The sequence below is a fragment of the Streptomyces spinoverrucosus genome, from assembly GCF_015712165.1.
GTDB lineage: Bacteria > Actinomycetota > Actinomycetes > Streptomycetales > Streptomycetaceae > Streptomyces > Streptomyces spinoverrucosus_A.
Genome location: NZ_JADPZX010000001.1, coordinates 4,698,259 through 4,724,899, shown reverse-complemented (window position 1 = coordinate 4,724,899; position 26,641 = coordinate 4,698,259). Strand labels below are relative to the sequence as shown.

General features: G+C 70.8%; 26 protein-coding genes and 1 tRNA gene. 14 read left to right on the top strand and 13 right to left on the bottom strand.

The window, feature by feature from the left end:
* Positions 1 to 39: 39 nt before the first annotated feature.
* Positions 40 to 240, top strand: a complete 201-nt coding sequence (locus tag I2W78_RS21460; protein ID WP_196461889.1) for a helix-turn-helix domain-containing protein — start codon at positions 40 to 42, stop codon at positions 238 to 240.
* A complete protein-coding gene (locus I2W78_RS21455; protein ID WP_196461888.1) occupies positions 240 to 1,379 on the top strand; it encodes a tyrosine-type recombinase/integrase in 1,140 nt (379 codons plus the stop codon). Before I2W78_RS21460 ends, I2W78_RS21455 begins: the two co-directional genes overlap by 1 nt.
* Positions 1,380 to 1,445: 66 nt before the next feature.
* Here the strand turns inward: I2W78_RS21455 and I2W78_RS21450 are convergent.
* A tRNA-Thr gene (locus I2W78_RS21450) sits at positions 1,446 to 1,519 on the bottom strand.
* Positions 1,520 to 1,736: 217 nt separating this feature from the next.
* Between I2W78_RS21450 and I2W78_RS21445 the strand changes: the two genes are divergently transcribed.
* The 3 genes from I2W78_RS21445 (at position 1,737) to I2W78_RS21435 (ending at position 4,668) form a co-directional block, all read left to right on the top strand.
* A complete protein-coding gene (locus I2W78_RS21445; protein ID WP_196461887.1) occupies positions 1,737 to 2,828 on the top strand; it encodes an ABC transporter ATP-binding protein in 1,092 nt (363 codons plus the stop codon).
* A gap of 211 nt (positions 2,829 to 3,039) precedes the next feature.
* Complete coding sequence (locus I2W78_RS21440) at positions 3,040 to 3,495, top strand: hypothetical protein (RefSeq protein WP_196461886.1); 456 nt, start codon at positions 3,040 to 3,042, stop codon at positions 3,493 to 3,495.
* Positions 3,496 to 3,936: 441 nt separating this feature from the next.
* A complete protein-coding gene (locus I2W78_RS21435) occupies positions 3,937 to 4,668 on the top strand; it encodes a nucleotidyltransferase family protein (protein WP_196461885.1) in 732 nt (243 codons plus the stop codon).
* A 103-nt stretch (positions 4,669 to 4,771) separates the two neighbouring features.
* Here the strand turns inward: I2W78_RS21435 and I2W78_RS21430 are convergent, their stop codons facing one another.
* The 6 genes from I2W78_RS21430 to I2W78_RS21405 form a co-directional block, all read right to left on the bottom strand.
* Positions 4,772 to 6,496 carry a DoxX family protein gene (locus I2W78_RS21430; RefSeq protein WP_196461884.1) on the bottom strand — a complete coding sequence of 575 codons (1,725 nt, stop codon included), beginning with the start codon at positions 6,494 to 6,496 and terminating at the stop codon, positions 4,772 to 4,774.
* A 118-nt stretch (positions 6,497 to 6,614) separates the two neighbouring features.
* A complete protein-coding gene (gene rlmB, locus I2W78_RS21425; protein ID WP_196461883.1) occupies positions 6,615 to 7,556 on the bottom strand; it encodes a 23S rRNA (guanosine(2251)-2'-O)-methyltransferase RlmB in 942 nt (313 codons plus the stop codon).
* Positions 7,557 to 7,642: 86 nt separating this feature from the next.
* Positions 7,643 to 9,043 carry a cysteine--tRNA ligase gene (gene cysS, locus I2W78_RS21420; protein WP_196461882.1) on the bottom strand — a complete coding sequence of 467 codons (1,401 nt, stop codon included), beginning with the start codon at positions 9,041 to 9,043 and terminating at the stop codon, positions 7,643 to 7,645.
* An 86-nt stretch (positions 9,044 to 9,129) separates the two neighbouring features.
* Positions 9,130 to 9,621 carry a 2-C-methyl-D-erythritol 2,4-cyclodiphosphate synthase gene (gene ispF, locus I2W78_RS21415; RefSeq protein ID WP_196461881.1) on the bottom strand — a complete coding sequence of 164 codons (492 nt, stop codon included), beginning with the start codon at positions 9,619 to 9,621 and terminating at the stop codon, positions 9,130 to 9,132.
* Positions 9,611 to 10,363 (bottom strand): 2-C-methyl-D-erythritol 4-phosphate cytidylyltransferase, encoded by a 753-nt coding sequence (gene ispD, locus I2W78_RS21410; protein WP_196461880.1) that lies wholly within the window; start codon positions 10,361 to 10,363, stop codon positions 9,611 to 9,613. The genes ispF and ispD overlap by 11 nt, the downstream gene beginning before the upstream one ends.
* Positions 10,364 to 10,680: 317 nt before the next feature.
* The gene (locus I2W78_RS21405) at positions 10,681 to 11,163 is read right to left on the bottom strand and encodes a CarD family transcriptional regulator (RefSeq protein WP_003953493.1); all 483 of its coding nucleotides are present in this window, start codon (positions 11,161 to 11,163) and stop codon (positions 10,681 to 10,683) included.
* Between the two features lie 583 nt (positions 11,164 to 11,746).
* Between I2W78_RS21405 and I2W78_RS21400 the strand changes: the two genes are divergently transcribed.
* Positions 11,747 to 12,409 (top strand): copper chaperone PCu(A)C, encoded by a 663-nt coding sequence (locus I2W78_RS21400; RefSeq protein ID WP_196461879.1) that lies wholly within the window; start codon positions 11,747 to 11,749, stop codon positions 12,407 to 12,409.
* Positions 12,410 to 12,487: 78 nt separating this feature from the next.
* Here the strand turns inward: I2W78_RS21400 and I2W78_RS21395 are convergent, their stop codons facing one another.
* Together I2W78_RS21395 and I2W78_RS21390 are read right to left on the bottom strand one after the other, a co-directional pair.
* Positions 12,488 to 13,168, bottom strand: coding sequence for a response regulator transcription factor (locus I2W78_RS21395; protein ID WP_129798507.1), 681 nt, complete (start codon positions 13,166 to 13,168; stop codon positions 12,488 to 12,490).
* Positions 13,165 to 14,430, bottom strand: a complete 1,266-nt coding sequence (locus I2W78_RS21390; protein WP_196461878.1) for a sensor histidine kinase — start codon at positions 14,428 to 14,430, stop codon at positions 13,165 to 13,167. The genes I2W78_RS21395 and I2W78_RS21390 overlap by 4 nt, the downstream gene beginning before the upstream one ends.
* Before the next feature lie 227 nt (positions 14,431 to 14,657).
* Between I2W78_RS21390 and phoU the strand changes: the two genes are divergently transcribed.
* From phoU to I2W78_RS21370, 4 genes are all read left to right on the top strand, one after another.
* Positions 14,658 to 15,338, top strand: a complete 681-nt coding sequence (gene phoU, locus I2W78_RS21385; protein ID WP_196461877.1) for a phosphate signaling complex protein PhoU — start codon at positions 14,658 to 14,660, stop codon at positions 15,336 to 15,338.
* 111 nt (positions 15,339 to 15,449) lie between these two features.
* Complete coding sequence (locus I2W78_RS21380; RefSeq protein ID WP_196461876.1) at positions 15,450 to 15,617, top strand: hypothetical protein; 168 nt, start codon at positions 15,450 to 15,452, stop codon at positions 15,615 to 15,617.
* A 136-nt stretch (positions 15,618 to 15,753) separates the two neighbouring features.
* The gene (locus tag I2W78_RS21375) at positions 15,754 to 16,002 is read left to right on the top strand and encodes an SCO4226 family nickel-binding protein (protein ID WP_196461875.1); all 249 of its coding nucleotides are present in this window, start codon (positions 15,754 to 15,756) and stop codon (positions 16,000 to 16,002) included.
* Positions 16,003 to 16,154: 152 nt separating this feature from the next.
* A complete protein-coding gene (locus I2W78_RS21370) occupies positions 16,155 to 17,609 on the top strand; it encodes an FG-GAP and VCBS repeat-containing protein (protein WP_196461874.1) in 1,455 nt (484 codons plus the stop codon).
* 78 nt (positions 17,610 to 17,687) lie between these two features.
* Here I2W78_RS21370 and I2W78_RS21365 read toward each other — a convergent pair whose 3' ends face one another.
* On the bottom strand, positions 17,688 to 18,449 hold the full coding sequence (locus I2W78_RS21365; protein ID WP_196461873.1) for a phosphoglyceromutase: 762 nt from the start codon (positions 18,447 to 18,449) through the stop codon (positions 17,688 to 17,690).
* 186 nt (positions 18,450 to 18,635) lie between these two features.
* Between I2W78_RS21365 and I2W78_RS21360 the strand changes: the two genes are divergently transcribed.
* From I2W78_RS21360 to I2W78_RS21350, 3 genes are all read left to right on the top strand, one after another.
* Positions 18,636 to 20,333, top strand: coding sequence for a stealth family protein (locus I2W78_RS21360; protein ID WP_196461872.1), 1,698 nt, complete (start codon positions 18,636 to 18,638; stop codon positions 20,331 to 20,333).
* A gap of 13 nt (positions 20,334 to 20,346) precedes the next feature.
* Positions 20,347 to 22,110: a stealth conserved region 3 domain-containing protein gene (locus I2W78_RS21355; RefSeq protein ID WP_196461871.1), complete on the top strand. Its 1,764-nt coding sequence runs from the start codon at positions 20,347 to 20,349 to the stop codon at positions 22,108 to 22,110.
* A gap of 73 nt (positions 22,111 to 22,183) precedes the next feature.
* Positions 22,184 to 23,440: an MDR family MFS transporter gene (locus tag I2W78_RS21350; protein ID WP_196461870.1), complete on the top strand. Its 1,257-nt coding sequence runs from the start codon at positions 22,184 to 22,186 to the stop codon at positions 23,438 to 23,440.
* Between the two features lie 7 nt (positions 23,441 to 23,447).
* On the opposite strand, the gene I2W78_RS21345 is transcribed toward I2W78_RS21350, so the two are convergent.
* Entirely contained in the window at positions 23,448 to 23,894 is a 447-nt protein-coding gene (locus tag I2W78_RS21345) for a DUF2000 domain-containing protein (RefSeq protein ID WP_196461869.1), read from the bottom strand.
* A 49-nt stretch (positions 23,895 to 23,943) separates the two neighbouring features.
* Here I2W78_RS21345 and I2W78_RS21340 point away from each other — a divergent pair, with 49 nt between their 5' ends.
* On the top strand, positions 23,944 to 24,759 hold the full coding sequence (locus I2W78_RS21340; protein ID WP_196461868.1) for a helix-turn-helix transcriptional regulator: 816 nt from the start codon (positions 23,944 to 23,946) through the stop codon (positions 24,757 to 24,759).
* On the opposite strand, the gene I2W78_RS21335 is transcribed toward I2W78_RS21340, so the two are convergent.
* Both I2W78_RS21335 and mshA read right to left on the bottom strand, forming a co-directional pair.
* Complete coding sequence (locus I2W78_RS21335; protein ID WP_196461867.1) at positions 24,720 to 25,244, bottom strand: type III secretion system chaperone family protein; 525 nt, start codon at positions 25,242 to 25,244, stop codon at positions 24,720 to 24,722. The two genes, I2W78_RS21340 and I2W78_RS21335, sit on opposite strands and share 40 nt — an antisense overlap.
* Positions 25,245 to 25,258: 14 nt before the next feature.
* Positions 25,259 to 26,599: a D-inositol-3-phosphate glycosyltransferase gene (mshA, locus tag I2W78_RS21330; RefSeq protein ID WP_196461866.1), complete on the bottom strand. Its 1,341-nt coding sequence runs from the start codon at positions 26,597 to 26,599 to the stop codon at positions 25,259 to 25,261.
* Positions 26,600 to 26,641 lie beyond the last annotated feature (42 nt).

Here is a 26,641-nt window from a genome sequence, read left to right as displayed (position 1 = left end):
GCCGCGACGCAGGCCCCGCCCCCTCCCGGAGGTTTCCACGTGCTGACCGTCGTCCCGAGCGACCCGCAAGCCCTCACCGTCCCGGAGGTCATGACCGCGCTGAAGCTGAGCCGCAGCAAGGTCTACGACCTGATCCGCTCCAAGCAACTCCCGAGCTACACGTCCGGCCGTGCCCGCCGTATCCCGGTCGACGCCGTCCGTCACTACATGCAAGACCGACTTGAGGAGAACGCAGCCTGATGGCCCCGCGAAAGAGGAACCCCAACGGCGCCGGCAGCATTTGGCAGCGCAAGGACGGGCGCTTTGAAGCGCGCGTCTACGTCCCGCAGCCTGACGGCACCCGCAAGCGCAAGACGGTGTACGGGGCCACCTGGGAAGAGTGCGATGAGAAGCGTCAGGAACTCGTGCGCCGCGACCGCCAGGGGATCCCGACGCCTTCCCGATCCGCGAAGCTCTCGGAATGGCTGCCGTACTGGCTGGAGGAATACATCAGGCCCCACCGGAAGCGCACCACGTACATCAAGTACGAGATGCACGTCCGGCGGTACCTCGTACCCTTGCTCGGCAGTCGCCGACTGGAGTCGCTGACCACGGCGAACGTGCGCCGGATGATCTCCGAGGTGACCAGGCAGGCGTCGGCGGCAACTGCCAAGGAGTCCCACCGCGTGCTGCGCACGGCTCTTACGGCCGCATGCCGTGAGGAGCTGATCAGTCGCAACGTCGTGCAACTGGTGCCCGCTCCACGAGTCGAGCCGCGCGAACTGCGCCCCTGGACGCTGGACGAGACCTTAACGTTCCTGGAAGCAGCTCGGACCGATCCCCTCTACACGGCGTTCGTCCTGGCGGTCGCGCTCGGTCTGCGACGGGGGGAGATCTTGGGGTTGCAGTGGAAGGACGTGGACCTTGACCAGCGCGTTCTCACCGTCCGAACAACGCTGAACCGAGGTGGCAAGGAGCTGTACCTGGACACGACCAAGAACCGGCGTGCTCGGGTGATCCCCATTCCGCAGATGTGCGTGGCGCCTCTCCGCTGGCAGCGTCTCCGACAGGCAGACCGGCGAGTGGCCGTCGGCGCGAAATGGCACGACAGTGATCACGTGTTCACGACACGAAGCGGCCGGCCGATCGAGCCTCGGAACCTCTACCGGTCGTTCCTACGGATCTCCGCGTCGGCTGGCCTGCCGCAGGTCCGCTTGCACGACACACGCCACGGCTGCGCGTCCCTTCTCTTCGCGGCCGGCGTCGCTCCCCGAACTGTGATGGAGATCTTGGGGCACTCCCAGATCGCGGTGACGATGAACGTCTACACGCACGTGAGCGACGGTGACCGGCGTGAGGCCATGGGGCACATGGATCGACTGCTGAGGCGGCGCCGGTAGAGGGACTGCCGTCAAGAGCTGCCGTCAACGCCCCCGTGATCTTGGATCCGGGGGCGTTGACCTGGGAGCCCCCTGTCGGATTCGAACCGACGACCTTCGCTTTACAAGAGCGGCGCTCTGACCAGCTGAGCTAAGGAGGCCTGCACGCGCGCGTGACAGCGTGCCCGTGCAGTGTACCCAGGTCCCGCCCCTGCCCTGTCGAAAATCTCCGCGAAGTTCACAGCGGCACGGCTACTGACAGAACTGGTGAACGCGAGGTACCGTCCTGACCCAGTTCACACGTGTGGACTAAACACACCACCTTCCTACAACGGATCGTCCGGCACGTTCCTGCCGGTAGAAGGGGGCCCATTCACCATGGCCACTGTCACGTTCGACAAGGCGACCCGGATCTACCCGGGCACCGAGAAGCCCGCCGTAGACGCGCTCGACATCTCCATCGAGGACGGAGAGTTCCTCGTACTGGTCGGCCCGTCCGGCTGCGGCAAGTCCACCTCCCTGCGGATGCTGGCCGGCCTGGAGGACGTGAACTCCGGCGCCATCCGCATCGGCGACCGCGATGTGACGCACCTGCCGCCGAAGGACCGGGACATCGCCATGGTGTTCCAGAACTACGCCCTCTACCCGCACATGACCGTCGCCGACAACATGGGCTTCGCGCTCAAGATCGCCGGCGTCAACAAGGCGGAGATCCGGCAGAAGGTCGAGGAGGCCGCGAAGATCCTCGACCTCACCGAGTACCTGGACCGCAAGCCGAAGGCGCTCTCCGGTGGTCAGCGCCAGCGCGTGGCGATGGGCCGCGCGATCGTTCGCGAACCCCAGGTCTTCCTCATGGACGAGCCGCTGTCCAACCTCGACGCCAAGCTCCGCGTCTCCACCCGTACGCAGATCGCCTCGCTGCAGCGCCGCCTCGGCATCACCACGGTCTACGTCACCCACGACCAGGTCGAGGCCATGACCATGGGCGACCGGGTGGCGGTCCTCAAGGACGGTCTGCTCCAGCAGGTCGACTCCCCGCGCAACATGTACGACCGCCCGGCGAACCTCTTCGTCGCCGGCTTCATCGGCTCCCCCGCGATGAACCTCGTCGAGGTGCCGATCACCGACGGCGGTGTGAAGTTCGGCAACAGCGTCGTGCCGGTCGACCGGGACGCGCTCTCCGCCACCACCGACAAGACGGTCACGGTCGGCGTCCGCCCCGAGCACTTCGACGTGGCCGGCGCGGAGTCCGACCAGGGCCTGGCGGTCACCGTGAACGTCGTCGAGGAGCTCGGCGCCGACGCGTACGTCTACGGCACCGCCAAGCTCGGCGGCGACAACTCCAAGGACCTGGTGGTCCGCGTCAACGGCCGTGACGTCCCGGAGAAGGGCAGCACGCTGCACGTCGTCCCGCGCTCCGGCGAGACCCACGTCTTCTCGACATCGACGGGCGAGCGCCTCTCCGACTGACGAAACACCCAACCCGGGTAATTCACCCAGGTTGACGAAATGGGCCCCGCAGCCTGGCCGCGGGGCCCTTTTCTTGTCGACAAATACCCCGGCACACTGGGCCATTTCGAGCACTGTGCGTCAACCCCGTACCCAGAAAAGGCCGCCACTTCATCACCCGAATCGGTGACCAAATGTCGCCAAATCATTACCGGGCGCTACCCTCACTCGCGTGAAGCACTCCACCACCTCACAGACGCGACGCGGCCAGGGCCCCGCCCGCCGGATCGGCCGCTCCCTCGCCCTCGTTCTGCCCGTCGTCCTGGTGCTCTCCGGGACTCTCGCGGTCACGCGGGTCAACTGGTCGGGAGACTCCGAGAGCTCGGTGCTCACCGCAGTGGACGTCTCGGCCCCCGGCACCAACGCCCGCACCGCGCCCCGCGCCCCGCACGAGGTGCTGCGCGACCAGCTCCTGACCGAGCTCCAGGAGACCGACCCGGGCACCGCCCTCACCCATCTCCAGCAGGCGGTGGACGAGCGCCCCTCCCTGGCCCGCCACTGTGCCTCCATCGCCCGCGCCCTGGGCCGCGCCGCGGTCCGCATCTACGGCCCGACCCGCGCCCAGTCCTACTCCCGCCCCGTCTGCGACACCGCGTTCGCCTCGGGCGTCCTGGCAGCCCACGGCTGACCAGCACACCACAGAGCCCCGGGCGGGCACTCGCGCACGGCGGGAAGGGGCCGTGTCGGGGGGTGTCCGCCCGCAGCGGTTGGCGCGTCAACCCGGCTGCGTTGATAAGTGACCGATTCCGCGCCGTTCCGAGGACGGACACCCCCCGGCGCGGCCCCGCCCCACCCACCGAACCGCAGGCGCGACAGCAACCACGCACCCACAGCCACAGGCCGCCGCAGGCACCCGCAGGGACCCGCAGGGACCCGCAGGCACCCGCAAGCACCCGCAGGCACCCGCAGGCACCCGCAAGCACCCGCAGGCACCCGCAAGCACCCGCATGGCACCCGCAGGCAGCCGCAGGCACCCGCAGGCACCCGCATGGCACCCGCATGGCACCCGCAGGCACCCGCAGGCACCCGCCCCACCCCCCACCACCCCCCGCCCACGTAAAGTGCGGCCATGACCGATCCGACCGCCGCCTCCCGCCCCGTCCAGGCCGTCATCCTGGCCGGAGGCCAGGGCTCCCGGCTGCGCCCCTACACCGACGACCGTCCCAAGCCGATGGTCGAGATCCCCGGCACGGGCACGCCGATCATCGGCCACCAGCTCACCTGGCTCGCCGAGGAGGGCGTCACCGACGTCGTGGTCAGCTGCGGCCACCTCGCCGAGGTCCTGCAGGAGTGGCTGGACACCGCCGACCTCCCGACGCGCGTCACCACCGTCGTCGAGCAGGAACCCCTCGGCCGAGGCGGCGGCCTGAAGCACGCCGCCGCCCACCTCCCCCACCCCGACCGCGCCTGGTACGCCACCAACGGCGACATCTGGACCCGCTTCTCGCTGCGCGACATGGCGGACTTCCACACCGAGCGCGACGCCATAGCGACCCTCGCCCTGGCCCGCCCCCGCCTCCCGTGGGGTGCCGTCCAGACCGACGGCTTCGGCCACATCACGGACTTCATCGAGGCCCCGCCGTCCACCTTCGAGATCAACGCGGGCGTCTACGTCTTCTCCCCCGAGTTCGCCACGATGCTCCCCGAGCGCGGCGACCACGAACGCACCACGTTCCCCCACCTGGCCCGCGAACGCCGCCTGGCCGGCTTCCCGATCCCCCAGGGCGCCTACTGGCGCGCCATCGACACCGCGAAGGACCTCACGGAGGCCGCGAAGGAACTGGCCGCACTGGGCCGCTGACAACACAACGGCACGACAACGGGGCCCCGCACCTCACCCCAGCGGGACCCCGTCGTCGTACCACCGAAAAGACAGCCCTAGCCCAGCAGCCCTGGCCCAGCCCCTAGCCCAGCAGACCCCCGACCAGCCCCGGCTGCCCGGACGACGCATCCCCATCGCCGGATCCGGTGCCACCCGTGGAGCCCGTGCCGCCCGTCGAGCCGCTGCCGCCGCCCCCGGACGTGGGACCGGCGCTGGTGCTCGGGGCCTGTTCCACCGGCGACGACTGCTGTGGCGGCGCCTGCCCCGCCGTGCCCTGCGTCTGGCTCGGCGAGCCGCCGGTGACCGTGCCGGTGTCGCGGCTCGCGCCCGGCGTGGTCGCGGCGCCCGCGGTCGGCGCGGCCGAGGTCGCGCCCTGCGTCGGCGAGGTCTCGGCGGCCGACGGCGTGGTGCTCTCCCGGCCATCGTCACCTGCCTTCGACGGCAGCGGAGAGCCCGGGAGTTCGTTGCGCGGCGCCTCGCCGGGACCCGGGACGACCACCCGGTCGGAGTCCCGTACCGCACCGCCGAGCAGCGAGCCGACCAGCAGCGTGAGCCCGGTGACGATCGCGGTGACGAGGGCGCCCCGGCGCAGGACGTATCGCCGCAGCTCCCAGATGTCGGCGCGCGGGCCGAGCCGTCGCCAGGCGAGCCCGGCCAGCCGCCCGTCGATGGAGTAGACGGGCGCCCCGGCGATGATCAGTGGCGACCAGGCGGCGAGGTAGATGATGTCGGGGGCGTCGTACACGGGGACGCTCTTCCAGCTGACGGTGACGAGCAGCGCCGCGGAGAGCAGCGCACCGCCCACCGCGGCGACCCGCTGCCAGCAGCCCAGGATCGTGAGCACGCCCACGATGACCTGCGCGAAGGCGATCACGAGCCCGGAGCCGACAGGGTGCTGGAGAGCGAACTGGCGCAGCGGCTCGGCGACTTCCCAGGGGTGCAGGGTGTTGAGCCACTTGACCATCGAACCCCGTTCGCCGCCGTCGAAGTAGACGGGGTCGCAGAGCTTGCCCATGCCGGCGTAGATGGAGATGGCACCGAGGAAGACGCGTAGCGGGAGCAGGACGACTCCGAGGTTCATCCGGCGGCCGGGGTAGTAGGCGTGCCGCGCGGGGTCGTCGGCGTGCCGCCGGGAGCGCGGTTCGCCGCTCTCGTCGTCCAGGTCGGCGGCCGCCGCGTCGTCGCCGTAACCGTCGTCGCCGTAGCCGTCGTCGAACCGCTCACCGGCGTAGGCGGGTTGGTCGTACGCGCCCTCGACGGTCCGCATGGCCGGCAGCAGCCGGGTGCCGACGCCGTCCGGTGTGCGCTGGGCGCCGACGACGGGGGTCTCGACGGTCTGGTCGAGGTCGCCGTAGCCGTCGTAACCGTCATAGCCGCCGTAACCGGCGTCTTCGTCGACGCGTGGAATGACCTGGGTGGCTCCGGTGTCGGCGGACGGTTCCTCCGGGTGGCGGACGCCCGCACTGCGCACGGCCTGGAGCAGGCGGTGGGCGCCGGTGTCGTCGGGGGCGGACCGGCCGCTCCACACGACCGGGCGGCGGCGGGCCTCGCCGGCCTGGGCCGCTCTGCCCGTCGTACCGACGACCGGAATCCGGGCGGTGTCCTCGGTGGCGCTCAAGTGCCGTGCGACCCGCGGCGACTGGGCGCGGCGCGAGGACGCGCCCAACTGCACACGGAAACTCGCGTGATTGACGATGATCTGCGCCGGGTCGCTCGGCACCTTCACCATGCTCAGCGCGGGAGCGTCGTCGAATCCCGACGAGCGGTCCCCCGTGGGTGTGCGGGGTGTTCTGGTGTCCACACTCATCTAACCGAGTGACGTCTGTTTAGGACACTGCTTTGACCCGCCGGATCTGTCCGGACCGCGTCAAGCTTGCCCGGACCGCCCGGAATTCCCCGAGTGGGTGACTATGTCGAACGGCCGTTCAGGCCCGCCGCCGCGCCGCCTCGTACAGCACGATCCCCGCCGCCACACCGGCGTTGAGCGACTCCGCCCCACCCGGCATCGGAATCCGCACCCGGAAGTCGCAGGTCTCCCCGACCAGCCGCGACAGCCCCTTGCCCTCGCTGCCGACCACGACGACGACCGGCCCCTCCAGGGCCTCCAGTTCGCCGAGTTCGACCTCACCGTCGGCGGCGAGCCCGACCACGACGATCCCGGCCTTCTTGTACGCCTCCAGCGTGCGCGTGAGGTTGGTGGCGCGCGCGACCGGCGTACGGGCGGCCGTACCGGCGGACGTCTTCCAGGCACCGGCCGTCATCCCGGCCGCACGCCGCTCGGGTACGACGACTCCGTGACCGCCGAACGCGGAGACGGACCGCACCACCGCGCCGAGGTTGCGCGGGTCGGTCACCCCGTCCAGAGCGACGATCAGCGGGTCCTCACCCTCGTCGGCGGCGGCGTCGGCGAGGTCCTCGGGGTGCGCGTACTCGTACGGCGGCACCTGGAGGACGAGCCCCTGGTGGTTGAGGCCGTTGGTCATCCGGTCGAGCTCGGGGCGCGGCGCCTCCATGAGGTTGATGCCGCCGCGCTCGGCCGCGAGCTGGAGCGCCTCGCGGACCCGCTCGTCGTTGTCGATGAACTGCTGCACGTACAGCGTGGACGCGGGCACGCCCTCGCGCAGCGCCTCGACGACCGGGTTGCGCCCGACGACCAGCTCGGACGTCCCCTTGCCCCCGGCGCGCCGCTGCTGCGGGCGCCCCTGAGCACGCCGCGTCTTCGCGGCGGCGGCACGCTGCTTGGCGTGGCCCTTGCGCATCTCGGCGGGGGGCGTCGGCCCCTTGCCCTCGAGGGACCGGCGCCGCTTGCCGCCGCTGCCGACCTGCGCGCCCTTCTTGCCGGACATGCGGCGGTTGTTCGCGGCCATGACCTACCTGTCTGTGGTGAGTACGTACGTCTATGAAGTGTGCCGCCCCGGAAGCCGAGCGGCACAGTCGATCAAGCCGGTGCCCCTCAGCGTGGGCCGAGGCTCCAGCGCGGCCCCTGCGGGCTGTCCTCGATGACGAGCCCGGACTGGTTGAGCTGGTCGCGGATGGCGTCCGCGGTGGCCCAGTCCTTTCGTGCGCGGGCCGCCTCACGCTGGTCCAGGACGAGGCGTACGAGGCTGTCGACCACGCCGTGCAGATCCTCGCTGCGGTCGCCCTCACCGGCCCAGTGCGGGTCCAGCGGGTCCAGGCCGAGGACGCCGAGCATGGCCCGCACCTCGGCGAGGCGGGCGACCGCGCTCTCCTTGTCGTCGGCGGCCAGGGCGCTGTTGCCCTGCCGGACCGTGTTGTGCACGACGGCCAGGGCCTGCGGCACGCCCAGGTCGTCGTCCATCGCCTCGGCGAAGGCGGGCGGCACCTCGACGGCGGGCTCCACCGGACCGCCGGCCAGCTCCACCACGCGCTGCACGAACCCCTCGATCCGCGCGAACGCGGACTCGGCCTCGCGCAGGGCCTCCTCGCTGTACTCGATGGTCGAGCGGTAGTGCGGCGTGCCGAGGTAGTAGCGCAGCACGATCGGCCGCCACTGCTTGACCATCTCCGACACCAGCACCGAGTTGCCCAGCGACTTGGACATCTTCTCGCCGCTCATGGTGACCCAGGCGTTGTGCAGCCAGTACTGGGCGAAGTCGTCGCCGTAGGCCTTGGCCTGGGCGATCTCGTTCTCGTGGTGCGGGAAGACCAGGTCCAGGCCGCCGCCGTGGATGTCGAAGGCGCTGCCCAGGTACTTGTGCGCCATGGCCGAGCACTCCAGGTGCCAGCCGGGGCGCCCACGGCCCCACGGCGTCTCCCAGTCGGGCTCGCCGGGCTTGGAGGCCTTCCACATGGCGAAGTCGCGCGGGTCGCGCTTGCCGGTGATGCCCTCCTCGGCGGGCTGGCGCATCTCCTCAAGGTCCTGCCGGGACAGCTCCAGGTAGGCGGGCCAGGAGCGTACGTCGAAGTAGACGCTGCCGTCGGCCTCGTAGGCGTGCCCGCGCTCGATCAGGCCGCGCATCATCTCGACCATCTCGGTGATGTGGCCGGTGGCGCGCGGCTCGTACGTCGGCGGCAGGCAGCCGAGCGCGCGGTAACCGTCGTCGAACGCGCGCTCGTTCTCGTACCCGATGGACCACCAGGGGCGGTTCTGCTCGCCCGCCTTCCAGATGATCTTGTCGTCGATGTCGGTGACGTTGCGGACGAACGTCACCTCGTAGCCGCGGTACTCGAACCAGCGGCGCAGGATGTCGAAGTTGAGCCCGGAGCGGATGTGCCCGATGTGCGGGGCCGCCTGCACGGTGGCACCACACAGGTAGATCGAGACACAACCCGGCTGGAGCGGGGTGAAGTCACGGATCTGCCGGGCGCTGGTGTCGTACAGGCGAATAGTCACCACTCCAGGGTAGTGGGCCGCAGGCGATGCCTCGTGCGCCTTGTGGACAAGGTGCGCCTATTCGTGACGTCCCCCTCGTGGTGCCGTCAGCCGGTGCGCACCACCAGTGCCGTCGCCACCGCCATCAGGCCTTCCTCGCGGCCCGGGAAGCCGAGCCCGTCCGTGGTGGCGCCGGAGACGGAGACCGGGGCCCCGGCCGCCTCGGACAGGACCTTCTGGGCCTCGTCCCGGCGCTTGCCGATCTTCGGGCGGGGGCCGACGACCTGCACGGCGATGTTGCCGATCCGGAAGCCCGCCTCGCGCACGATGCGCGCGGCCTCGGTCAGCAGCGCCACGCCCGACGCGCCGGACCACTCAGGCCGCCCGGTGCCGAAGTGCTGTCCCAGGTCACCGAGCCCGGCGGCGGAGAACAGCGCGTTGCACGCGGCGTGCGCCACGACGTCCGCGTCGGAATGCCCGGCCAGACCGGGCCCCTCGCCCTCCCACTTCAGACCGGCGCACCACAGCTCGCGGCCCTCCTCGAAGGCATGGATGTCGGTGCCGATGCCGACCTGCGGAAGCGGTGCCTCAGAAGCCATCGTTCAGCCTCCTGCGGGCGAGGACCGCCTCGGCGAGGACCAGGTCCAGCGGCCGGGTGACCTTGAACGCCTCCTCGTGCCCGGGCACGACGACCACCCGGAGACCGAGCTGTTCGACCATGCTGGCGTCGTCGGTGACGTTGTCGGTGACAGTCTCGTGCGCGCGTACGAGGGTCTCGCGGTCGAAACCCTGCGGGGTCTGCACGGCGCGCAGCCGCGCCCGCTCCGGCGTGGCCAGCACGGGCTCCGGCTCGCCCGGCGTCGGCGCGGGCTCGACCTCCTTGACGGTGTCGGCCAGCGGCAGCGCCGGCACCACGGCGGGCGCGCCGGCGCGGACCGCCTCGATCACCGCGTCCACGGTGTCGACGGGGACGAGCGGCCGGGCGGCGTCGTGCACCAGCACGATGTCGTAGCCGGGGGGCAGCGCGTCGATGCCGAGCTTGACCGACTCCTGCCTCGACTCGCCGCCGGGGACGACCAGGAAGTCGGTGCGCTCGGGCAGGGCGTGGGCGTCGAGCAGGGACTTGACCTCGGCGGCTCCGTCGGGCGGAGCGACGACGACCACGAGGGAGACGGCACGGGATGCGGCCAGCGCGCGAACGGCGTGGATCAGCATGGGCGTGCCGTTCAGCGTGCGGAGCGCCTTGGGGGCGCCCGGACCGAGGCGCACGCCCCGGCCGGCCGCCGGGATGACCGCGGCGGTACGGACTCCTGCGGACGAAGGGCGCGAAACGTCAGACATCGGTTCCTGTCAGGTTTGTGTGCTCGGCCTACGTGGGTATGGCCTCAGCGTGCCAGCGCGCGGGCGCGCGCCGCATTCGACCGGACCCTTCCGTGACCCTGGTCGAGCCGGCCGCCCGGGCACGGCACGCACAGTACCGGGGGGAGATTTCCTCGGCGTATGGCGGACGTGGGGATGGCCATCCGACGGGACGCGCGGATGGCTGAAATACGACTATCCACGTTCGGGTACGAACATGCCGCAGCGCCCGGCGACTGGGATGTGTCATCGGGCACCGCGGCATTTCGATGTGCTGAGCGGAGCGGGCCTGCCTCGCGTCAGGAGGCGAGCACCTCGTCGAGCAGAGCCTCGGCCTTGTCCTCGTTGGTGTTCTCCGCGAGAGCGAGCTCGCTCACCAGGATCTGGCGGGCCTTGGCGAGCATGCGCTTCTCACCGGCGGAGAGCCCACGCTCGCGCTCGCGACGCCACAGGTCACGCACGACTTCCGCGACCTTGATGACATCGCCGGAGGCGAGCTTCTCCAGGTTTGCCTTGTAACGACGCGACCAGTTCGTGGGCTCCTCGGCGTACGGCGCGCGCAGCACTTCGAAGACCCGGTCCAGCCCGTCCTGACCGACCACATCACGCACGCCGACGAACTCCGCATTGTCCGCTGGCACACGCACCGTCAGGTCACCCTGGGCGACCTTCAGCACCAAGTAGGTCTTGTCCACGCCTTTGATCTGGCGAGTTTCGATGGCCTCGATCAGCGCGGCCCCGTGATGGGGATAGACCACGGTGTCGCCAACCTTGAACGTCATGTGACAGGTACCCCTTCCGTGGCTATCCAGGGTAACACGGAAACGGCGGGTTCTGAATGGCGTTTTCGCAGGTCAGGGCATATCTCGGGGCTTGACAACAGCAACAGGAACGTGCTTCGCCCAACCATCGGAACAAGGTATTCGCAGGTCGGAGCGGCTCTTCGGGCCGAGTGAAACGTGCACGTTACGCACATCCGGCGACCCCGCCGGACGGCTGAACGTCCCCAAATGTCCGGTTCCAAACGCTCGACTTCCGCTACTCCGTTCGGCGCCTGGCGGCCGGTACGAGACGAATCCGGAATTGATCACGACACCCCGGGGACGACCCTCCGGTGATCAATTTCCGGGTCGGCCGCGCATTCCTTCACGTAAATTTCGCGAAGGCTTATGTGAATGCCGTACGAGCGCCGACGCGCCCGAACTGGGAGGGTCTCCGTACGCCCTGCTGAGGGAAGCCGGGCGGGTGCGGGGGAGGGTCGGGTGCGGCCGCCCGGGAACGGCTCGGTAACCTAAGGCCGCTGACAGCCACTTAGGGCGGCTTTACAACGACAGCTGCCCCTGCGTTCAAGGAGTTGCCGCCGCCGTGAGCAGCAGCCTTCGACGCGGCGCCCTCGCCGCCTCCGCCATCGCGTTCTCGATCGCCTCGCTCGCCGCCTGCGGCGCCGGCAACAACTCGCAGACGCTGGAGATCAAGCCGGACAACGCGGCCACCAGCGTCGGCGACATCAAGATCCAGAACGCGGTGGTCATCACCCAGGCCGACCCGGCGGCGACCGGACCGGCCGCCGTCTCCGCCACCGTCTTCAATTCCAGTGACCGCGCCCAGACGCTCGAGTCGATCAGCCTCGACGGCGCCCAGCAGGTCAAGCTCTCCCCTGCCTCGGGCAAGGGCGAGCTGTCCATTCCGGCCGGCGGTTCGGTCGTCATCGGCGGTAAGGGGAATGCCTCGGCGGTCCTGGAGAACGCCGAGTCCCTCACCGACGGCGACGCCCACAAGGTCACCTTCTCCTTCAGCCAGACCGGGGACGTGAGCCTGGAGGCGTTCATCGTGCCGGCCGAGGGCTTCTACGCCGCGTGGGGTCCGAGCGGCAGCCCCGCGGCCAGCCCCTCCCCCACGGGTTCCCCCACGGCCTCGCCGACCGGTGAGGCCGACGGTGAGCACGGCGAGGGCGCGACGGGCACGCCGGCCGACCAGGCGTCCGGGTCGGCCACCGGCTCGGCAGAGGGTGACACCGCCGGTCACTGACCGTCGTACAAAGCCCACAAAGAAGGGCGGGACCTCACCAGGAGGTCCCGCCCTTCAGTGCTTGCCCGTGATCGGGGTTTACGGCTCGAACTTGTAGCCCAGACCGCGCACCGTCACCAGATACCGCGGCGCGCCCGGGTCCGGCTCGATCTTGGCGCGGAGGCGCTTGACGTGGACATCGAGGGTCTTGGTGTCGCCGACGTAGTCGGCGCCCCAGACGCGGTCGATCAGCTGCATGCGGGTCAGGACGCGGCCGGCGTTGCGCAGCAGCATCTCCAGGAGGTCGAACTCCTTCAGCGGGAGGTCGACCTTGGAGCCGCCGACGGTGACCACGTGCCGGTCGACGTCCATGCGGACCGGGCCGGCCTCCAGGGCCGCCGGCGCCACCTCCTCCGGCTCGCCGCGGCGGCGCAGGACGGCCCGGATACGGGCGACCAGCTCGCGCGTGGAGAACGGCTTGGTGACGTAGTCGTCGGCTCCTATTTCGAGCCCGACGACCTTGTCGATCTCGCTGTCCTTGGCGGTCACCATGATGACGGGGACGTTGGAGCGGCCGCGCAGCTGGCGGCAGACCTCGGTGCCCGGCAGGCCGGGCAGCATCAGGTCGAGGAGGACGAGGTCGGCGCCGTTGCGCTCGAACTCGTCGAGTCCGTCGGGCCCGGTGGTCGCGACGGCGACCTCGAAGCCCTCCTTGCGGAGCATGTACGACAGGGCGTCGGAGAAGGACTCCTCGTCCTCGACGACGAGCACACGGGTCACGGAAGGACCTCCGGGGCGGGAAGCGGTTCGTACGGGGTTGTTGCGGGGGACGAGTCGGCGGACTGCCCGGCCTCGTCGTCGAGGGCGGGGTGCTGGTGCGCCCGGTCGCGGGCCAGACCCGCCTCCGGCAGCCGCAGCGTGAACGTGGAGCCCTGTCCCTCGGAGCTCCACACCGTGACCTCCCCGCCGTGCGAGGCGGCCACGTGCTTGACGATGGCGAGCCCGAGGCCCGTACCACCGGTGGCACGGGAGCGGGCGGGGTCGACGCGGTAGAAGCGCTCGAAGATGCGCTCCTTGTCCTTGTCGGAGATGCCGATGCCCTGGTCGGTCACGGCGACCTCGATGATGTCCCCGCCGGAGCCGCTGACCCGGCGGGCGGCGATGCCGACGCGGGTGCGGGCGGGGGAGTAGTTGACGGCGTTCTCCACCAGGTTGCCGAGGGCCGCGGCCAGCTGGCTGCGGTTGCCCCAGACGTGCAGGTCGGCGGTGCCGCCGGCGGCCATGGTGATCTGCTTGGTGCCCGCCTGGTGGCGGCATCGGTCGATGGCCTCGGCGACCAGCTCGTCCACCCGGACCGGCTCGGCGTCCTCCAGCGGGTCGTCGTTCTGCACCCGGGAGAGGTCGATGAGCTCCTGCACCAGGTTCGTCAGCCGGGTCGCCTCGATCTGCATCCGCCCGGCGAAGCGCTCCACGGCCTCCGGGTCGTCGGAGGCGTCCATGACGGCCTCGGACAGCAGGGAGAGCGCGCCGACGGGAGTCTTCAGCTCGTGGCTGACGTTGGCGACGAAGTCACGTCGTACCGCCTCTATCCGGCGGGCCTCGGTGAGGTCCTCGACCAGCAGCAGCACCAGCCGGGAGCCCAGCGGGGCGACCCGGGCGGAGACCGCGAGGGCCTCGCCGCGGCCGCTGCCGCGCCGGGGCAGGTCCAGTTCGACCTGGCGTATCTCGCCGTCGCGCCGGGTGTCGCGGGCCATCTGGAGCATGGGGTCGACGGCGAGCTTGCCGCCGCGCACCAGTCCGAGGGCGTAGGCGGCGGAGCTGGCCTTGACGACGGCGTCGGCCTCGTCGAGGACGACGGCCGAGGAGCGCAGCACGGACAGCACGGTGTCCACGCCGGGCGGGAGCACCGGGTCGGTGTGCAGGGAGGTGCGGGTAGGCCGCTTCAGGTCGCGCTCGCTCCAGCGGAACGCCAGCATGGCGATGACACCGGTGAGCACACCGGCGATCGCTGCCGCTGCGGCGACCGCCGCGTTCACGTCCATGCATCCAGGTTAGGCATGCGCTACCCCTTGCCCACAGCCGTCCGAGTGCGACCTCGAACACTCGTCGCCCAGAGTTCACCTTGGAGCCAGTACGGATTCATTTGGGGTGGCCGAAACGGACGCGTAGGGACCGGAACGTGGGAGCGTGGGGTTCGTAACACCGGTTCACGAGGGGTCCGGGCAGACATGCTCGGACGACTCAGGAAATCGCACGAGAGGGAAACCTGATGCGGGACGCGTACCACGAGGAACTTGACTCGATCGGCGACGGCCTGGTCGAGATGGCCCGGCTGGTCGGGTCGGCGATCGGACGCGCCACGACGGCCATGCTCGACGCCGACCTGAAGCTGGCCGAGAACGTCATCGAGGCCGACAAGAAGGTCGACGACCTGCAGCACGACCTGGAGGCCCGGGCGATAGCCCTGCTGGCCCGCCAGCAGCCGGTGGCGACGGACCTGCGCATCGTGGTCACGTCGCTGCGGATGAGCGCCGACCTGGAACGTTCCGGCGACCTCGCCCAGCACGTCGCCAAGCTCGCCCGCCTGCGCTTCCCCGACCGCGCGGTCCCGCAGGACCTGCACGCGACGATCCTGGAGATGGGCCAGCTCGCGCAGCGCCTGATGGCGAAGACGGCCGAGGTCATCGTGACCAAGGACATCGATCTGGCGATGCAGCTGGAGCAGGACGACGACGAGATGGACCTGCTGCACCGCACCCTCTTCCAGCACCTGATGGACGACCGCTGGAAGCACGGCATCGAGACGGCCGTGGACGTGACGCTGCTCGGCCGCTACTACGAGCGGTTCGCCGATCACGCGGTGGCGGTGGCCAAGCGCGTGGTGTTCCTGGTGACCGGCGAGCACGCGGACGAGCTGCAGGCGGACATCGTGCCTGGGGTGGAGGCCTGAGCAGGCCTGCGTGGATCCCCTTGGGGCGCATTTCCGCCTCAGTGCGCCGTTGATGCGCCCGTCGATCCGGGCATGGAATGGGCACAGGCACAGTGCCTTGAGGAGGGACCCATGGCCGAATCCCCCAGCACGCCCCGTACGACGACGCCCGACCCGACGCAGGAACGCCCCACGGAGCAGCCCGCCGACATCACGAGCCTGACGCTGATAGGCGCGTGCGGCTGCGGCTCGGGGTGCACGTGCGGGTGCCAGCAGGGCAATCCCTGCCAGTGCGGCTGAGATCGTAGAGCCGACATCGAGTGAAGAGCCCCCGGCGCGACTGCCGGGGGCCCTTCGCGTCGCCGCGGGGGGCGTCGGGGGCGCAGCATGGAGGAGGAAGGACCGACCGGGCAGCACGGGAAGGAGGTGCGAGGGCATGACCCAGTTCATGGACGTCCACCGCGGTATGCGGGGCATCACCGCGGAGCAGCTCCGCGAGGCCCACCAGGCCGACCTCGCCATAGAGAAGGAAGAGGGCGTGCACTTCATGCAGGCCTGGGCGGACCCGGACTCCGGCATCGTCTACTGCCTCTCCGAGGCGCCCTCGGCGGATGCGGTCCAGCGCATCCACGAGCGCGCGGGACACAAGGCGGACGAGGTCCACCCGGTGCCGTTGACCGTGTGAGCGCACGTTTCTCCCTGTCCGAAACGCGACTCTGACGCGACTCCGCAACCGCTCGTACAACCATTCGGCCACGGTGCGGGTCGAAGAGCGCGGTTGATCGCCCGGAGCAGGCCCGCAGCATGCTCGGGCACGCTCTCGGACAACGGAGAACCATGCGCGCCAGACGCACCGTCCTAGCCGCTGCCGTGGCCCTCGCGGCAGCGGCCACCCCGCCGCTTCTCATGGCCCCCACGGCAGCGGCGGCCCCCGCCGAACTCGCCGACGACTTCAACGGCGACGGCTACCGCGACTTCGTCATGCTCGGCGGCTCGCACGGCAAGGACGGCCGCGTCACCGTCGTCTACGGCACGTCGGCCGGCCCCGGCACCCGCGTCCAGACCATCCACCAGGACTCGCCCGGCATCCCCGGCGCGGTGGAGCAGCACGACGGCTGGGGCACCGCCGCCACCACCGCCGACCTCGACCGCGACGGCTACGCCGACCTGGTCGTCTCCTCGCCGGGCGAGGACGCCGGGAGCGTCGTGGACCGCGGCGGACTGATGGTCGTGTGGGGCAGCGCGAAGGGCCTCGGCTCCGGCACCGTCCTCAACTCCCCGATCCCGCAGGAGTACCCGGGGCAGGGCGACTCCTTCGGCGAGGAGGTCGTGACCGGCGACTTCGACGGCGACGGCGACGCCGATCTGGCCGTGACCAGCCGCAGCCGGGCGGGCGTTGTCCTGCTCAAGGGCCCCTTCACCCGCGCGGGCAAGCACGGCGGCTCGCAGTCCCTCGGCGACAGCTACGGCTACCTGGCGGCCTTCAACCTCGTGGCGGGCAAGGTCACCCCCGATCGCGCCACCGACCTGTACATCCTCGGCTCGGACCTCCAGGGCGGCGACGACGACCTGGACCTGCGGGCCTACTTCCACCGTGGCGGCAGCACCTTCACCAAGCGCGCGGCCGAGCTGCGCGTTCCGGACGACGGCGGCCACCAGGGCGGCGACATCCTCACCGTCGGCGACTTCGACAAGGACGGCTACGGCGACCTCGCCATCGGCCGCGGCTACGAGGAGCCCGACGCGTGGAAGGGCTACGTCACCGTCCACTACGGCGGCTCCAGCGGCCCCAACTCCGCACGCAAGCCCGTGAAGTTCACCCAGAACTCGGCCGGCGTGCCCGGCTCCTCCGAGAAGGAGGACTACTTCGGCTCCGCCGTCGCCGCCGGCGACGTCAACGGCGACGGCTACGCGGACCTGGCCATCGGCGCCCGCGGCGAGGGCCTCGGCACCAAGCGCATGGCCGGCACGGTCACCGTCCTCTACGGCCGCGCGGGCGGTCTGTCCGGCACCGGCGCCAAGTCCTTCAGCCAGGACACCTCCGGCGTCGCCGGCACCTCCGAGAACAACGACCAGTTCGGTGCCTACCTCAAGCTCACCGACTACACCCGCGACGGCCGTGCCGACCTGATGATCGACACCAACGAACAGCTGGGCCACGAGGACCGCTGGGGCCAGGTCCACCTGCTGAAGGGCTCGAAGTCGGGCATCACGACGGCGGGCTCCAAGACCTTCACGGTGACCTCCCTGAAGCTGAAGTACCCGTCGATGGGCGGTCCGTTCACGCGCTGAGGTCCCACAGCGGGCCCAGGCCGTGAAAACGCCCCCGATCCGCGCCGTAAGCGCAGGTCGGGGGCATGATCACAAACCCTACTTCTTCTTGCCCTGGTTCTTGACCGCCTCGATCGCCGCCGCGGCCGCCTCCGGGTCGAGGTACGTGCCGCCCGGGTTGACCGGCTTGAAGTCGGCGTCCAGTTCGTAGGACAGCGGGATGCCCGTCGGGATGTTCAGGCCCGCGATGTCGGCGTCGGAGATGCCGTCGAGGTGCTTGACCAGGGCGCGCAGGCTGTTGCCGTGCGCGGCGATCAGGACCGTGCGGCCGGTCATAAGGTCGGGGACGATGGCGTCGAACCAGTACGGGAGCATGCGGACGACGACGTCCTTCAGGCACTCCGTCTGCGGGCGCAGCTCCGGCGGAAGGGTCGCGTAGCGCGGGTCGGAGAACTGGGAGTACTCGGCGTCGCGGTCCAGCGCCGGCGGCGGGGTGTCGTATGAGCGGCGCCACAGCATGAACTGCTCCTCGCCGAACTCGGCCAGGGTCTGCGCCTTGTCCTTGCCCTGCAGGGCGCCGTAGTGGCGCTCGTTCAGGCGCCACGAACGGTGGACCGGGATCCAGAGGCGGTCGGCGGCCTCCAGGGCCAGCTGCGCCGTGCGGATGGCGCGCTTCTGGAGTGAGGTGTGCACCACGTCGGGAAGCAGGCCGGCGTCCTTCAGCAGCTCGCCGCCGCGGGTCGCCTCCTTCTCGCCCTTCGCGGTGAGGTTGACGTCCACCCAGCCGGTGAACAGGTTTTTCTCGTTCCACTCGCTCTCGCCGTGGCGGAGGAGGATCAGCTTGTACGCAGCGTCGGCCATGGCTTCGAGCCTACCTAAGCCCCGATCGGCCCGAGCGGTCCGCGAGGCATCATGGACCCTGGCATGCCCGCGCCACGTTCCCCCGATTGCTGAATTTCAAGTAAATTCCCCCACAACCTTTCAACACGTTGGCGTGGCTGGCTATGGCAGGACTGTCATAGGGGTTCAGGAAGAGGAGCTCAGAACGTGACCGTGCGTTCCTTTGCGCGGCGGATGCGACCGCGAGTAGAGCGGAAGGCCGCCGAGCGGGTGTGGCAGCTGCGTACCATGCGGCGACGCCGCAGAGCCGCGGTCGGCGACCCGGTACTGCGCCCGGTGACGGTCCGCGGCCAGCAGCTCTACGGCCGGATGGTGACGCGGTTCACAGCCGCCGAGGCGGCCGCCGCCAACCTCGACCTGGTGGTCGCCGCGCTGGAGCAGGCGGGGATCTCCTACTTCCTCCTGCCGACCTCCCGTACCCGTCACACGGTGGGTGTGAACGCCGTGGACCGGGAACGGTTCCTCGCCGCGCTGGAGGCGCAGAACGCCGGGAAGGCCGTGTTCATCGGCAGGCCGATGCCCGGCGGACACCTCAAGCACCCCGCGATGTTCATCGACGGCGCGCTGCCGACCCGGCTGCGCAGGGCCCCCGTCCTGCGCGTCGGCGAGAACCACCTCGGCCCCGCCGGCCAGCTGCTCGCCGGACCGGAGCTGGCCTGCGACGTCGAGTTCTGGGAGGACGGCGCCGAGCTGCTGGCCACCGAGGACGGGGAGCAGCGGCTGGCGAAGGTGCAGCCGCAGGCGTCCGAGGACGTCTTCCGCGAGTCCCTCGTCGCGCCGCGCAACAACGGCGTCACCGACGTCCTGCCCGTCTCCGAGCAGCAGCCCGCCACGGTGCGGGTCGGCGACCGGGAGCTGCCGAGCTTCACCCCGCTGACCCTGCCGACCGTGAATCGCGTCACGTTCCCGGTGGACATCGTCTACACCTGGGTCGACGGCGAGGAACCGGCGATGCGGGCCAAGCGGGCCCAGTACCAGGACCGCGGCACGGCCGAGATCCTGGACAAGGAGACCAACGCCTCCCGCTACACCAGCCACGACGAGCTGAAGTACTCGCTGCGCTCACTGGCGATGTACGCCGACTTCGTCCGGCACATCTACATCGTCACCGACGGCCAGAAGCCGCACTGGCTCGACGACACGGCCGAGGGCATCACGGTCGTCGACCACCGCGACATCTTCCCCGAGGACGTCCTGCCGGTCTTCAACTCGCACGCGATCGAGACCCGGCTGCACCACATCCCCGGCCTGTCGGATCACTACCTGTACTTCAACGACGACGTGTTCGTGGGCCGCCGGATCACCCCGGAGCACTTCTTCCACGGCAGCGGTCTGATGAGGATCCCGGTCTCCCCGCTGAAGATCGGCATCGGCAAGCCGCACGCCGAGGAGACGGCCACCAACTCCGCCAGCAAGAACGTCCGCCGGCTGCTGCTGGAGAAGTTCGGCCGGATGACGACGAACAACTTCATGCACACCCCGCTGCCGCAGCAGCGCGAGACGCTGCTGGAGCTGGAGGAGATGTTCGCGGAGGACATCACCCGCACCACGGCGTCCCGCTTCCGCTCGCCGACGGACATCGCCCTGACGGCCCCGCTGCTGTACCAGTACGCGCTGATGACGGGCCGGGGTGTGCCGGGCAAGTTCAGCTTCCGGTACGTCAACATCAGCCGCCCGGACGCCGACCGGCGCCTGACCGACCTGCGCGACAGCCGCCGTTTCGACTTCTTCTGCCTCAACGACGTCGATGTACCGGAGGAGGAGCGGGAGCAGGTCAGCGTCCGGATGCACGAGTTCCTGGAGAACTACTTCCCGTTCCCCAGCCCGTACGAGAAGCAGAGCTGACAGGGCCGCGGCCATGGACATCCGTCACCGCCTCGCGGCGGCCCCCGGCCTCCGGGCCGCCCGGGCCCTTGTGACGCGCCTCGGGCTCTGGCTGTCGGCCCGGCTCTGGGCCCTGCGCGCGGTCCGGGCCCGCCGCCGTCTGCGGGCGGCCGTCCCCGGGCTGCGCCGGATCGCCTGCGGACCGACGCGGCTGTACGGCCGTACGGTCACCGGTTACACCGCCGCGGACGCCGCCGCCACCGATCTGGAGCAGGTGTGCGCCCTGCTGGACGCGGCCGGCGTGCCGTACTTCCTGGTCCCCGCCGACCCCGGACGCGGCGGCCCGCGGCAGGTGATCGGCGTCGCGGAGACGCATCGCGGCACGGTCCTGGCACAGGCCGCGCGGCGCTTCGCCCGCACCCCCGAGTACGTCGGTGCCGTCGGTCCCGGCGGCGACGTGACCAGGGCGGTGCTGTGGGCCGACGGGAGGCTGCCGGGGGCGCTGCGGCGGGCGGCGGTGCTGCGGACCGGCGTGGTGCGCCTCGGGCCGGCGGGTCAGGTGCTCGGCGGTCTGGAGACGGGGTGCGACATCGAGTTCTGGCGGCACGGCCGGGACCTGGGCACGGACCCCGCCCATCTCACCGTGCCCGGCGACCAGCTGTCGGACGTCTTCGACACGGCGCTCGTCGCGCCGCGCCGCAACCCGGTGTCCGAGGTGCTGCCGGTGTCGGCGCAGCGACCGGCCGTGGTGGAGGTCCGGCATCGCACGGTGCCGACGTTCGCCCCGTTCGCCGAGCCGGGCGTCGACGAGGTGTGCTTCCCCGTCGACGCCGTGTACACCTGGGTCGACGGTGACGACCCGGCGATGGCCGCCAAGCGCCGCGCCCATCAGTCGTCCGACCACGTCATCGCCCCGCGCGAGACCGGCGCCTCCCGCTACACCAGCCATGACGAACTGAAGTACGCGCTGCGCTCGTTGGAGATGTACGCCGACTTCGTCCGGCACGTCTACCTCGTGACCGACTCGCAGACCCCCGACTGGCTGGATCGGGACGCGGAGGGCCTGACGGTGGTCGACCACCGGGACATCCTCCCCGCGGACGCGCTCCCCGTCTTCAACTCGCACGCCATCGAGAGCCGGCTGCACCACATCCCGGGGCTGTCGGATCACTACCTCTACTTCAACGACGACGTCTTCATCAACCGCCCGGTGCGCGCCGAGCACTTCTTCCACGGCAACGGCATCGCCCGCATCCCGCTGTCCCCGCTGAAGCTGGGGATCGGCGATCCGCACCCGCAGGAGCCGGCTCCGAACTCCGCCGGGAAGAACACCCGCGAGGTGATCCGGCGCTTCCACGGCCGGCAGATCACGCACAAGTCGCTGCACACCCCGCATCCGCAGCTGCTGTCGGTGATGCGGGAGATGGAGAGCCTCGACATCGAGGAGCTGCGGCGGACGTCGTACTCGCGCTTCCGCTCCACCACCGACGTCGCTCCGGCGTCCACGCTGCACCACCACTGGGCGATCTCGACCGGCCGGGCCGTTCCGGCCGAGTACCGCTTCCGCTATGTGCAGTTGGGCACCCCGGACATGCGGCGGCGGCTGGCCCGCCTGGCGGCCGGTGAGGACGTCGACTTCTTCTGCCTCAACGACGTGGAGACCGCCCCGGCGGACCGGGCGGCGGCCCAGGCTGCCATCCGCGCCTTCCTGGAGCGGAAGTATCCGTTCCCGAGCCGCTTCGAACGGGGGGAACCTGTCATGCCCAGGCCGTCACGATTGACGCTCCCCGTCAATTGAGTGGCGGGCCGGGGACCCCGTTTGTAAGTTGTGAGCGCTGCCTGAGCCGCTTACAGCTGTGGGGGAATCCGCGATGTCACCAGCCACCTTGAGACGTGCCGTCCGGGAGAGCGTCTCCGGGCTACCCCGCGAGTTCTGGTGGCTGTGGACCAGCACGCTCATCAACCGGCTCGGCGGGTTCGTGGCCACCTTCATGGCCATGTACCTGACCCTCGACCGAGGCCACTCCGCCACGTACGCCGGTCTGGTCGCGGCGCTGTACGGCCTCGGCGGCGTCGTCCTGTCCATCGGCGGCGGCGTGATGGCCGACCGGCTCGGGCGGCGGCCGACCCTGCTCATCGCCCAGGCGTCCACCGCGGTGTCCGTCGCGCTGCTCGCCTTCGTGCAGCATCCGCTGGCCATCGCCGGCGTGGCCTTCCTGGTGGGCGCCGCCTCCAGCGCCTCGCGGCCAGCCGTGCAGGCGATGATGGCGGACATCATCCGGCCCGAGGACCGGGTCCGCGCCTTCTCCTTGAACTACTGGGCGATCAACCTGGGCTTCGCGATCTCCTCCACCGCCGCCGGTTTCATCGCCGAGGTCAGCTACCGCGCAGGCTTCCTGATCGAGGCCGGTATGACCATGGCCTGCGCGATCGTCGTCTTCGTGAAGCTGCCGGAGTCCAGGCCCGTCCGGGCGGCCACGGCGAAGGAGGCGGACACCGTCTCCCTCGGCACCGTCCTGCGCGACGGCCGCTTCATGGGCGTCGTCGGGCTGTCCTTCCTGCTCGCGCTGATCTTCCAGCAGGGCTCCGTCGGCCTGCCGATCGCCATGGGCGAGGCCGGGCTCACGCCCGCCGACTACGGCATGGCGATCGCGGTCAACGGCGTGCTGATCGTCGCGCTGCAGATCCCGGTCACCCGTTTCATCGAGCACCGCGACACCCGGCGGCTGCTGATCATCTCGTCGCTGCTCGCCGGGTACGGCTTCGGACTCACCGCCTTCGCCGGCTCGGTCGGTCTCTTCGCCCTCACCGTCTGCGTGTGGACCCTCGCCGAGATCGTCCAGGCACCCACCCAGACCGGCCTCGTCGTCGCCCTCTCCCCGGAGCACGGCCGCGGCCGCTACCAGGGCATGCACACCATGTCCTGGTCCGTCGCCGGCCTGGTCGCGCCCCTGATGTCCGGCTTCGTCATCGACCGGTACGGCGCGGAGTGGCTGTGGGGGCTGTGCGCGGTGGTCGGCACGGGCGCGGCGATCGGGTACGGCATCCTGATGCGCCGCCTGCCGAAGCAGGAGCCGCCGGCCCCCGCGACACCGACCCCGGCGAAGCCCGAGGTCAGCGCCGCCTGACGGAGCCCTAGGGGTGCATCCGCGCACCCTTGAGGGCCTTGTCCACGGCGTTGCGCGGGCCATGGACCGCGAGGCCCACCAGGTCCAGCTCCGCCGTCCGCACGGCCCGCACGGCCGCCCGGTTGTCGCGGTCGTTGCCCGTCGTGAACAGGTCCGAGGTGAACACCGCGCGCGGGAGGGCACGGGAGAGCACGCGCGCGTGGGCCGCGGTCAGCGTCTCCTTCGTGCCCTCGAAGACCAGTACCGGCTGGCGGAACATCGGCAGATAGGGCACGCCGTCGGCGTCCTCGTACGGCTCGCCGATCACCTCGGGGACCTCTGTGCCGAGGCCGCTGATCAGGAAGGCGGTGACGTTCAGGCGCTGCCAGGGCTCCAGGTCCTCGCGGAGCAGGACGGCGATCTTGGTGTCGAAGCGGTCGGGGCGGTCGACGCGGACAGGTGCGGAATCGTTCATGGGACCAGCGTGCTGACCGTCGTACGGCCCGGTCTTGTACGTTTTTTGCATGGCCCAGCAGCGGGAGGTCTCCGCCTGGCGACCGCTCGTCCCGGGCGTCGTCGAGGTCTTCCACGCCCACTTCACCGAGTACGCCTACCCGATGCACGTCCATGAGGCGTGGACGCTGCTCATCGTGGACGACGGCGCCGTACGGTACGACCTCGACCGGCACGAGCACGGCACCCCGCACGACACGGTGACCCTGCTGCCGCCGCACGTCCCCCACAACGGCTCCGCCGCCACCTCGCAGGGCTTCCGCAAGCGGGTGCTGTACCTGGACGACTCACTGCTCACCGACGACTTCATCGGGCCCGCCGTCGACGCGCCAGACCTGCGCGATCCGGTGCTGCGGCATCGCGTGGGGCAGTTGCACGGCGCGCTCGCCGCCCCCGGTGACGAGCTGGAGGCCGAGAGCCGGCTGACGCTGATCGGGGACCGGCTGCGCGCCCATCTGCGCCCGCGGCTCGCCACCGTCGGCCCGCGCACCGACCCCGCCCTGGCCCGCCGGCTGCGCGAACTCCTCGACGAACGGGTCGTGCACGGCCTGTCGCTGGACGAGGCGGGCGCGCTCCTCCAGGCCCATCCCGCCCATCTCGTACGGGCGTTCAGCGGCGCGTACGGCATCGCGCCGCACCAGTACCTGAACTCGCGGCGCGTCGAACGCGCCCGGCGGTTGCTGCTGGCCGGTGTCCGCCCGGCCGAGGCGGCGGCCGCGACCGGGTTCTACGACCAGGCCCATCTCACCCGGCACTTCCGGCGGTTGGTCGGGGTGACTCCGGGGCGCTACCGGGAAGGCGCGCCGCCCTCGGCTTCGCCACGTTGAATCAGGTGCGTGAACGCCTCAAGGTTGCGGGTCGACTCGCCGCGCGAGACACGCCACGCGTACTCCTTGCGGATCGCGGACGCGAAACCCATCTCCAGAAGGGTGTTGAAGGCTCCGTCGGCGGCCTGAAGGATCTGCCCGAGCAGCCGGTCGACCTCCTCCGCGGTGACGGCGGCGAGCGGCAGCTTGCCGGTGACGTAGATGTCGCCGAGCGGGTCGACGGCGTAACTGACGCCGTACAGCTTGAGGTTGCGCTCCAGCAGCCAGCGGTGGACGCCGGGTTCGTTCTCGTCGGGGTGGCGGATCACGAAGGCGTTCAACGACAGGGAGTGGCGGCCGACGATCAGGGAGGCCGTCGTCGACAGCTTGCGGGTGCCGGGGAGCTTGACGACGTAGTGGCCGGGCGTGGGGCTCTCCCACTCCAGCTCCGCGTCCTTGAACACGCCCTCGATGACCTGCGCGGCCTGCTGCTCTGCATCGCCCATGGCGGCAGCGTACGTCAGCCGTGGTGGGCCCGGGAGCGGCGGCGGTGGGACTGCATGGCCGCCGTGTAGGCCTCCGCCGTGGCGGCGGCCGAGGCGTCCCAGCCGAAGGAGCGGGCGTGGTGGGCGGCGGCCGAGCCCAGCCGGGCGGACAGCCGCGGATCGTCGGCGAAGTCAGCCAGTACGCGCGCGTACGCCGCCGGTTCGTGCCCCTGGACGAGGAATCCGGTCCGTCCGTCCCGTACGGCGACCGGCAGACCGCCGACCGCGGCGGCCAGCACCGGCGTACCGGACGCCTGCGCCTCGATCGCGACCAGGCCGAACGACTCGCTGTACGACGGCATGACCAGCACGGACGCGGCCCGGAACCAGTCCGCCAGCTGGTCCTGGCCGACGGGCGGGCGGAACCGTACGACATCGGCGATGCCCAGCCGCGCGGCCAGCTTCTGCAGGCCCTCCGGTTTGGCGAGGCCGCTGCCGCTGGGGCCGCCCACGACCGGGACGACCAGCCGGGAGCGCAGGTCGGGCCGCTCGGCGAGCAGGACGGCGACCGCGCGCAGCAGCACGTCGGGCGCCTTCAGGGGCTGTATGCGGCCCGCGAAGAGGGGGATCAGGGCGTCCTGGGGCAGGCCCAGGCGGGCGCGGGCGGCGGCGCGGCCGTCGGCGGGGTGGAAGCGGCCGAGGTTGACGCCCGGGTGGACCACGGCGACCTTGGCTCGCTGGGCGGCGTAGTGCCGTACCAGCTCGTCGGCCTCCTCGGCGGTGTTGGCGATCAGCCGGTCCGCCGCGGCCACGATCTGGGTCTCGCCGATGACCCGGGCGGCGGGCTCGGGGGTGTCGCCGTCGGCGAGGTTGGCGTTCTTGACCTTGGCCATGGTGTGCATGGCGTGCACCAGGGGGACGCCCCAGCGCTGGGCGGCGAGCCAGCCGACGTGGCCGGAGAGCCAGTAGTGCGAGTGCACCAGGTCGTAGTAGCCGGGGCGGTGGCCGGCCCAGGCCTGCATCACGCCGTGGGTGAAGGCGCACAGCTGGGCCGGGAGGTCCTCCTTGGCGAGGCCCTCGTAGGGGCCCGCGTCGACGTGCCGGACGAGGACGCCGGGGGCGAGTTCCACGACGGGCGGGAGGGCGGCCGTGGTCGCGCGCGTGAAGATCTCGACCTCGATGTTGATCGCGGCGAGGCGCTGCGCGAGCTCCACGATGTAGACGTTCATGCCGCCGGCGTCACCGGTGCCGGGCTGGTGGAGCGGGGAGGTGTGCACGGAGAGCATGGCGACGCGGCGCGGGCGGCGGTGGCCCAGGCGGAGCCGCGAGGGGGCCGCCGGGGAGCGGCGACCGAGCCTGCTGACGTAATGGCTCACGTGCCGTTCCTCCCTGCCGCGGGCATGCCTGTTCGAGGGCGC

Excerpts from the sequence above, each read along its gene's own strand:
- I2W78_RS21375 (WP_196461875.1), top strand. The coding sequence starts at position 15,754 with ATGACCCAGTTCATGGACGTCCACCGCGGTATGCGGGGCATCACCGCG.
- I2W78_RS21430 (WP_196461884.1), bottom strand. The coding sequence starts at position 6,496 with ATGAGTGTGGACACCAGAACACCCCGCACACCCACGGGGGACCGCTCG.
- I2W78_RS21340 (WP_196461868.1), top strand. The coding sequence starts at position 23,944 with ATGGCCCAGCAGCGGGAGGTCTCCGCCTGGCGACCGCTCGTCCCGGGC.
- I2W78_RS21455 (WP_196461888.1), top strand. The coding sequence starts at position 240 with ATGGCCCCGCGAAAGAGGAACCCCAACGGCGCCGGCAGCATTTGGCAG.
- I2W78_RS21350 (WP_196461870.1), top strand. The coding sequence starts at position 22,184 with ATGTCACCAGCCACCTTGAGACGTGCCGTCCGGGAGAGCGTCTCCGGG.
- ispD (WP_196461880.1), bottom strand. The coding sequence starts at position 10,363 with ATGTCTGACGTTTCGCGCCCTTCGTCCGCAGGAGTCCGTACCGCCGCG.
- I2W78_RS21365 (WP_196461873.1), bottom strand. The coding sequence starts at position 18,449 with ATGGCCGACGCTGCGTACAAGCTGATCCTCCTCCGCCACGGCGAGAGC.
- I2W78_RS21355 (WP_196461871.1), top strand. The coding sequence starts at position 20,347 with ATGGACATCCGTCACCGCCTCGCGGCGGCCCCCGGCCTCCGGGCCGCC.
- I2W78_RS21370 (WP_196461874.1), top strand. The coding sequence starts at position 16,155 with ATGCGCGCCAGACGCACCGTCCTAGCCGCTGCCGTGGCCCTCGCGGCA.
- I2W78_RS21380 (WP_196461876.1), top strand. The coding sequence starts at position 15,450 with ATGGCCGAATCCCCCAGCACGCCCCGTACGACGACGCCCGACCCGACG.
- I2W78_RS21345 (WP_196461869.1), bottom strand. The coding sequence starts at position 23,894 with ATGAACGATTCCGCACCTGTCCGCGTCGACCGCCCCGACCGCTTCGAC.
- ispF (WP_196461881.1), bottom strand. The coding sequence starts at position 9,621 with ATGGCTTCTGAGGCACCGCTTCCGCAGGTCGGCATCGGCACCGACATC.
- I2W78_RS21435 (WP_196461885.1), top strand. The coding sequence starts at position 3,937 with ATGACCGATCCGACCGCCGCCTCCCGCCCCGTCCAGGCCGTCATCCTG.
- I2W78_RS21335 (WP_196461867.1), bottom strand. The coding sequence starts at position 25,244 with ATGGGCGATGCAGAGCAGCAGGCCGCGCAGGTCATCGAGGGCGTGTTC.
- I2W78_RS21390 (WP_196461878.1), bottom strand. The coding sequence starts at position 14,430 with ATGGACGTGAACGCGGCGGTCGCCGCAGCGGCAGCGATCGCCGGTGTG.
- rlmB (WP_196461883.1), bottom strand. The coding sequence starts at position 7,556 with ATGGCCGCGAACAACCGCCGCATGTCCGGCAAGAAGGGCGCGCAGGTC.
- I2W78_RS21405 (WP_003953493.1), bottom strand. The coding sequence starts at position 11,163 with ATGACGTTCAAGGTTGGCGACACCGTGGTCTATCCCCATCACGGGGCC.
- I2W78_RS21445 (WP_196461887.1), top strand. The coding sequence starts at position 1,737 with ATGGCCACTGTCACGTTCGACAAGGCGACCCGGATCTACCCGGGCACC.
- phoU (WP_196461877.1), top strand. The coding sequence starts at position 14,658 with ATGCGGGACGCGTACCACGAGGAACTTGACTCGATCGGCGACGGCCTG.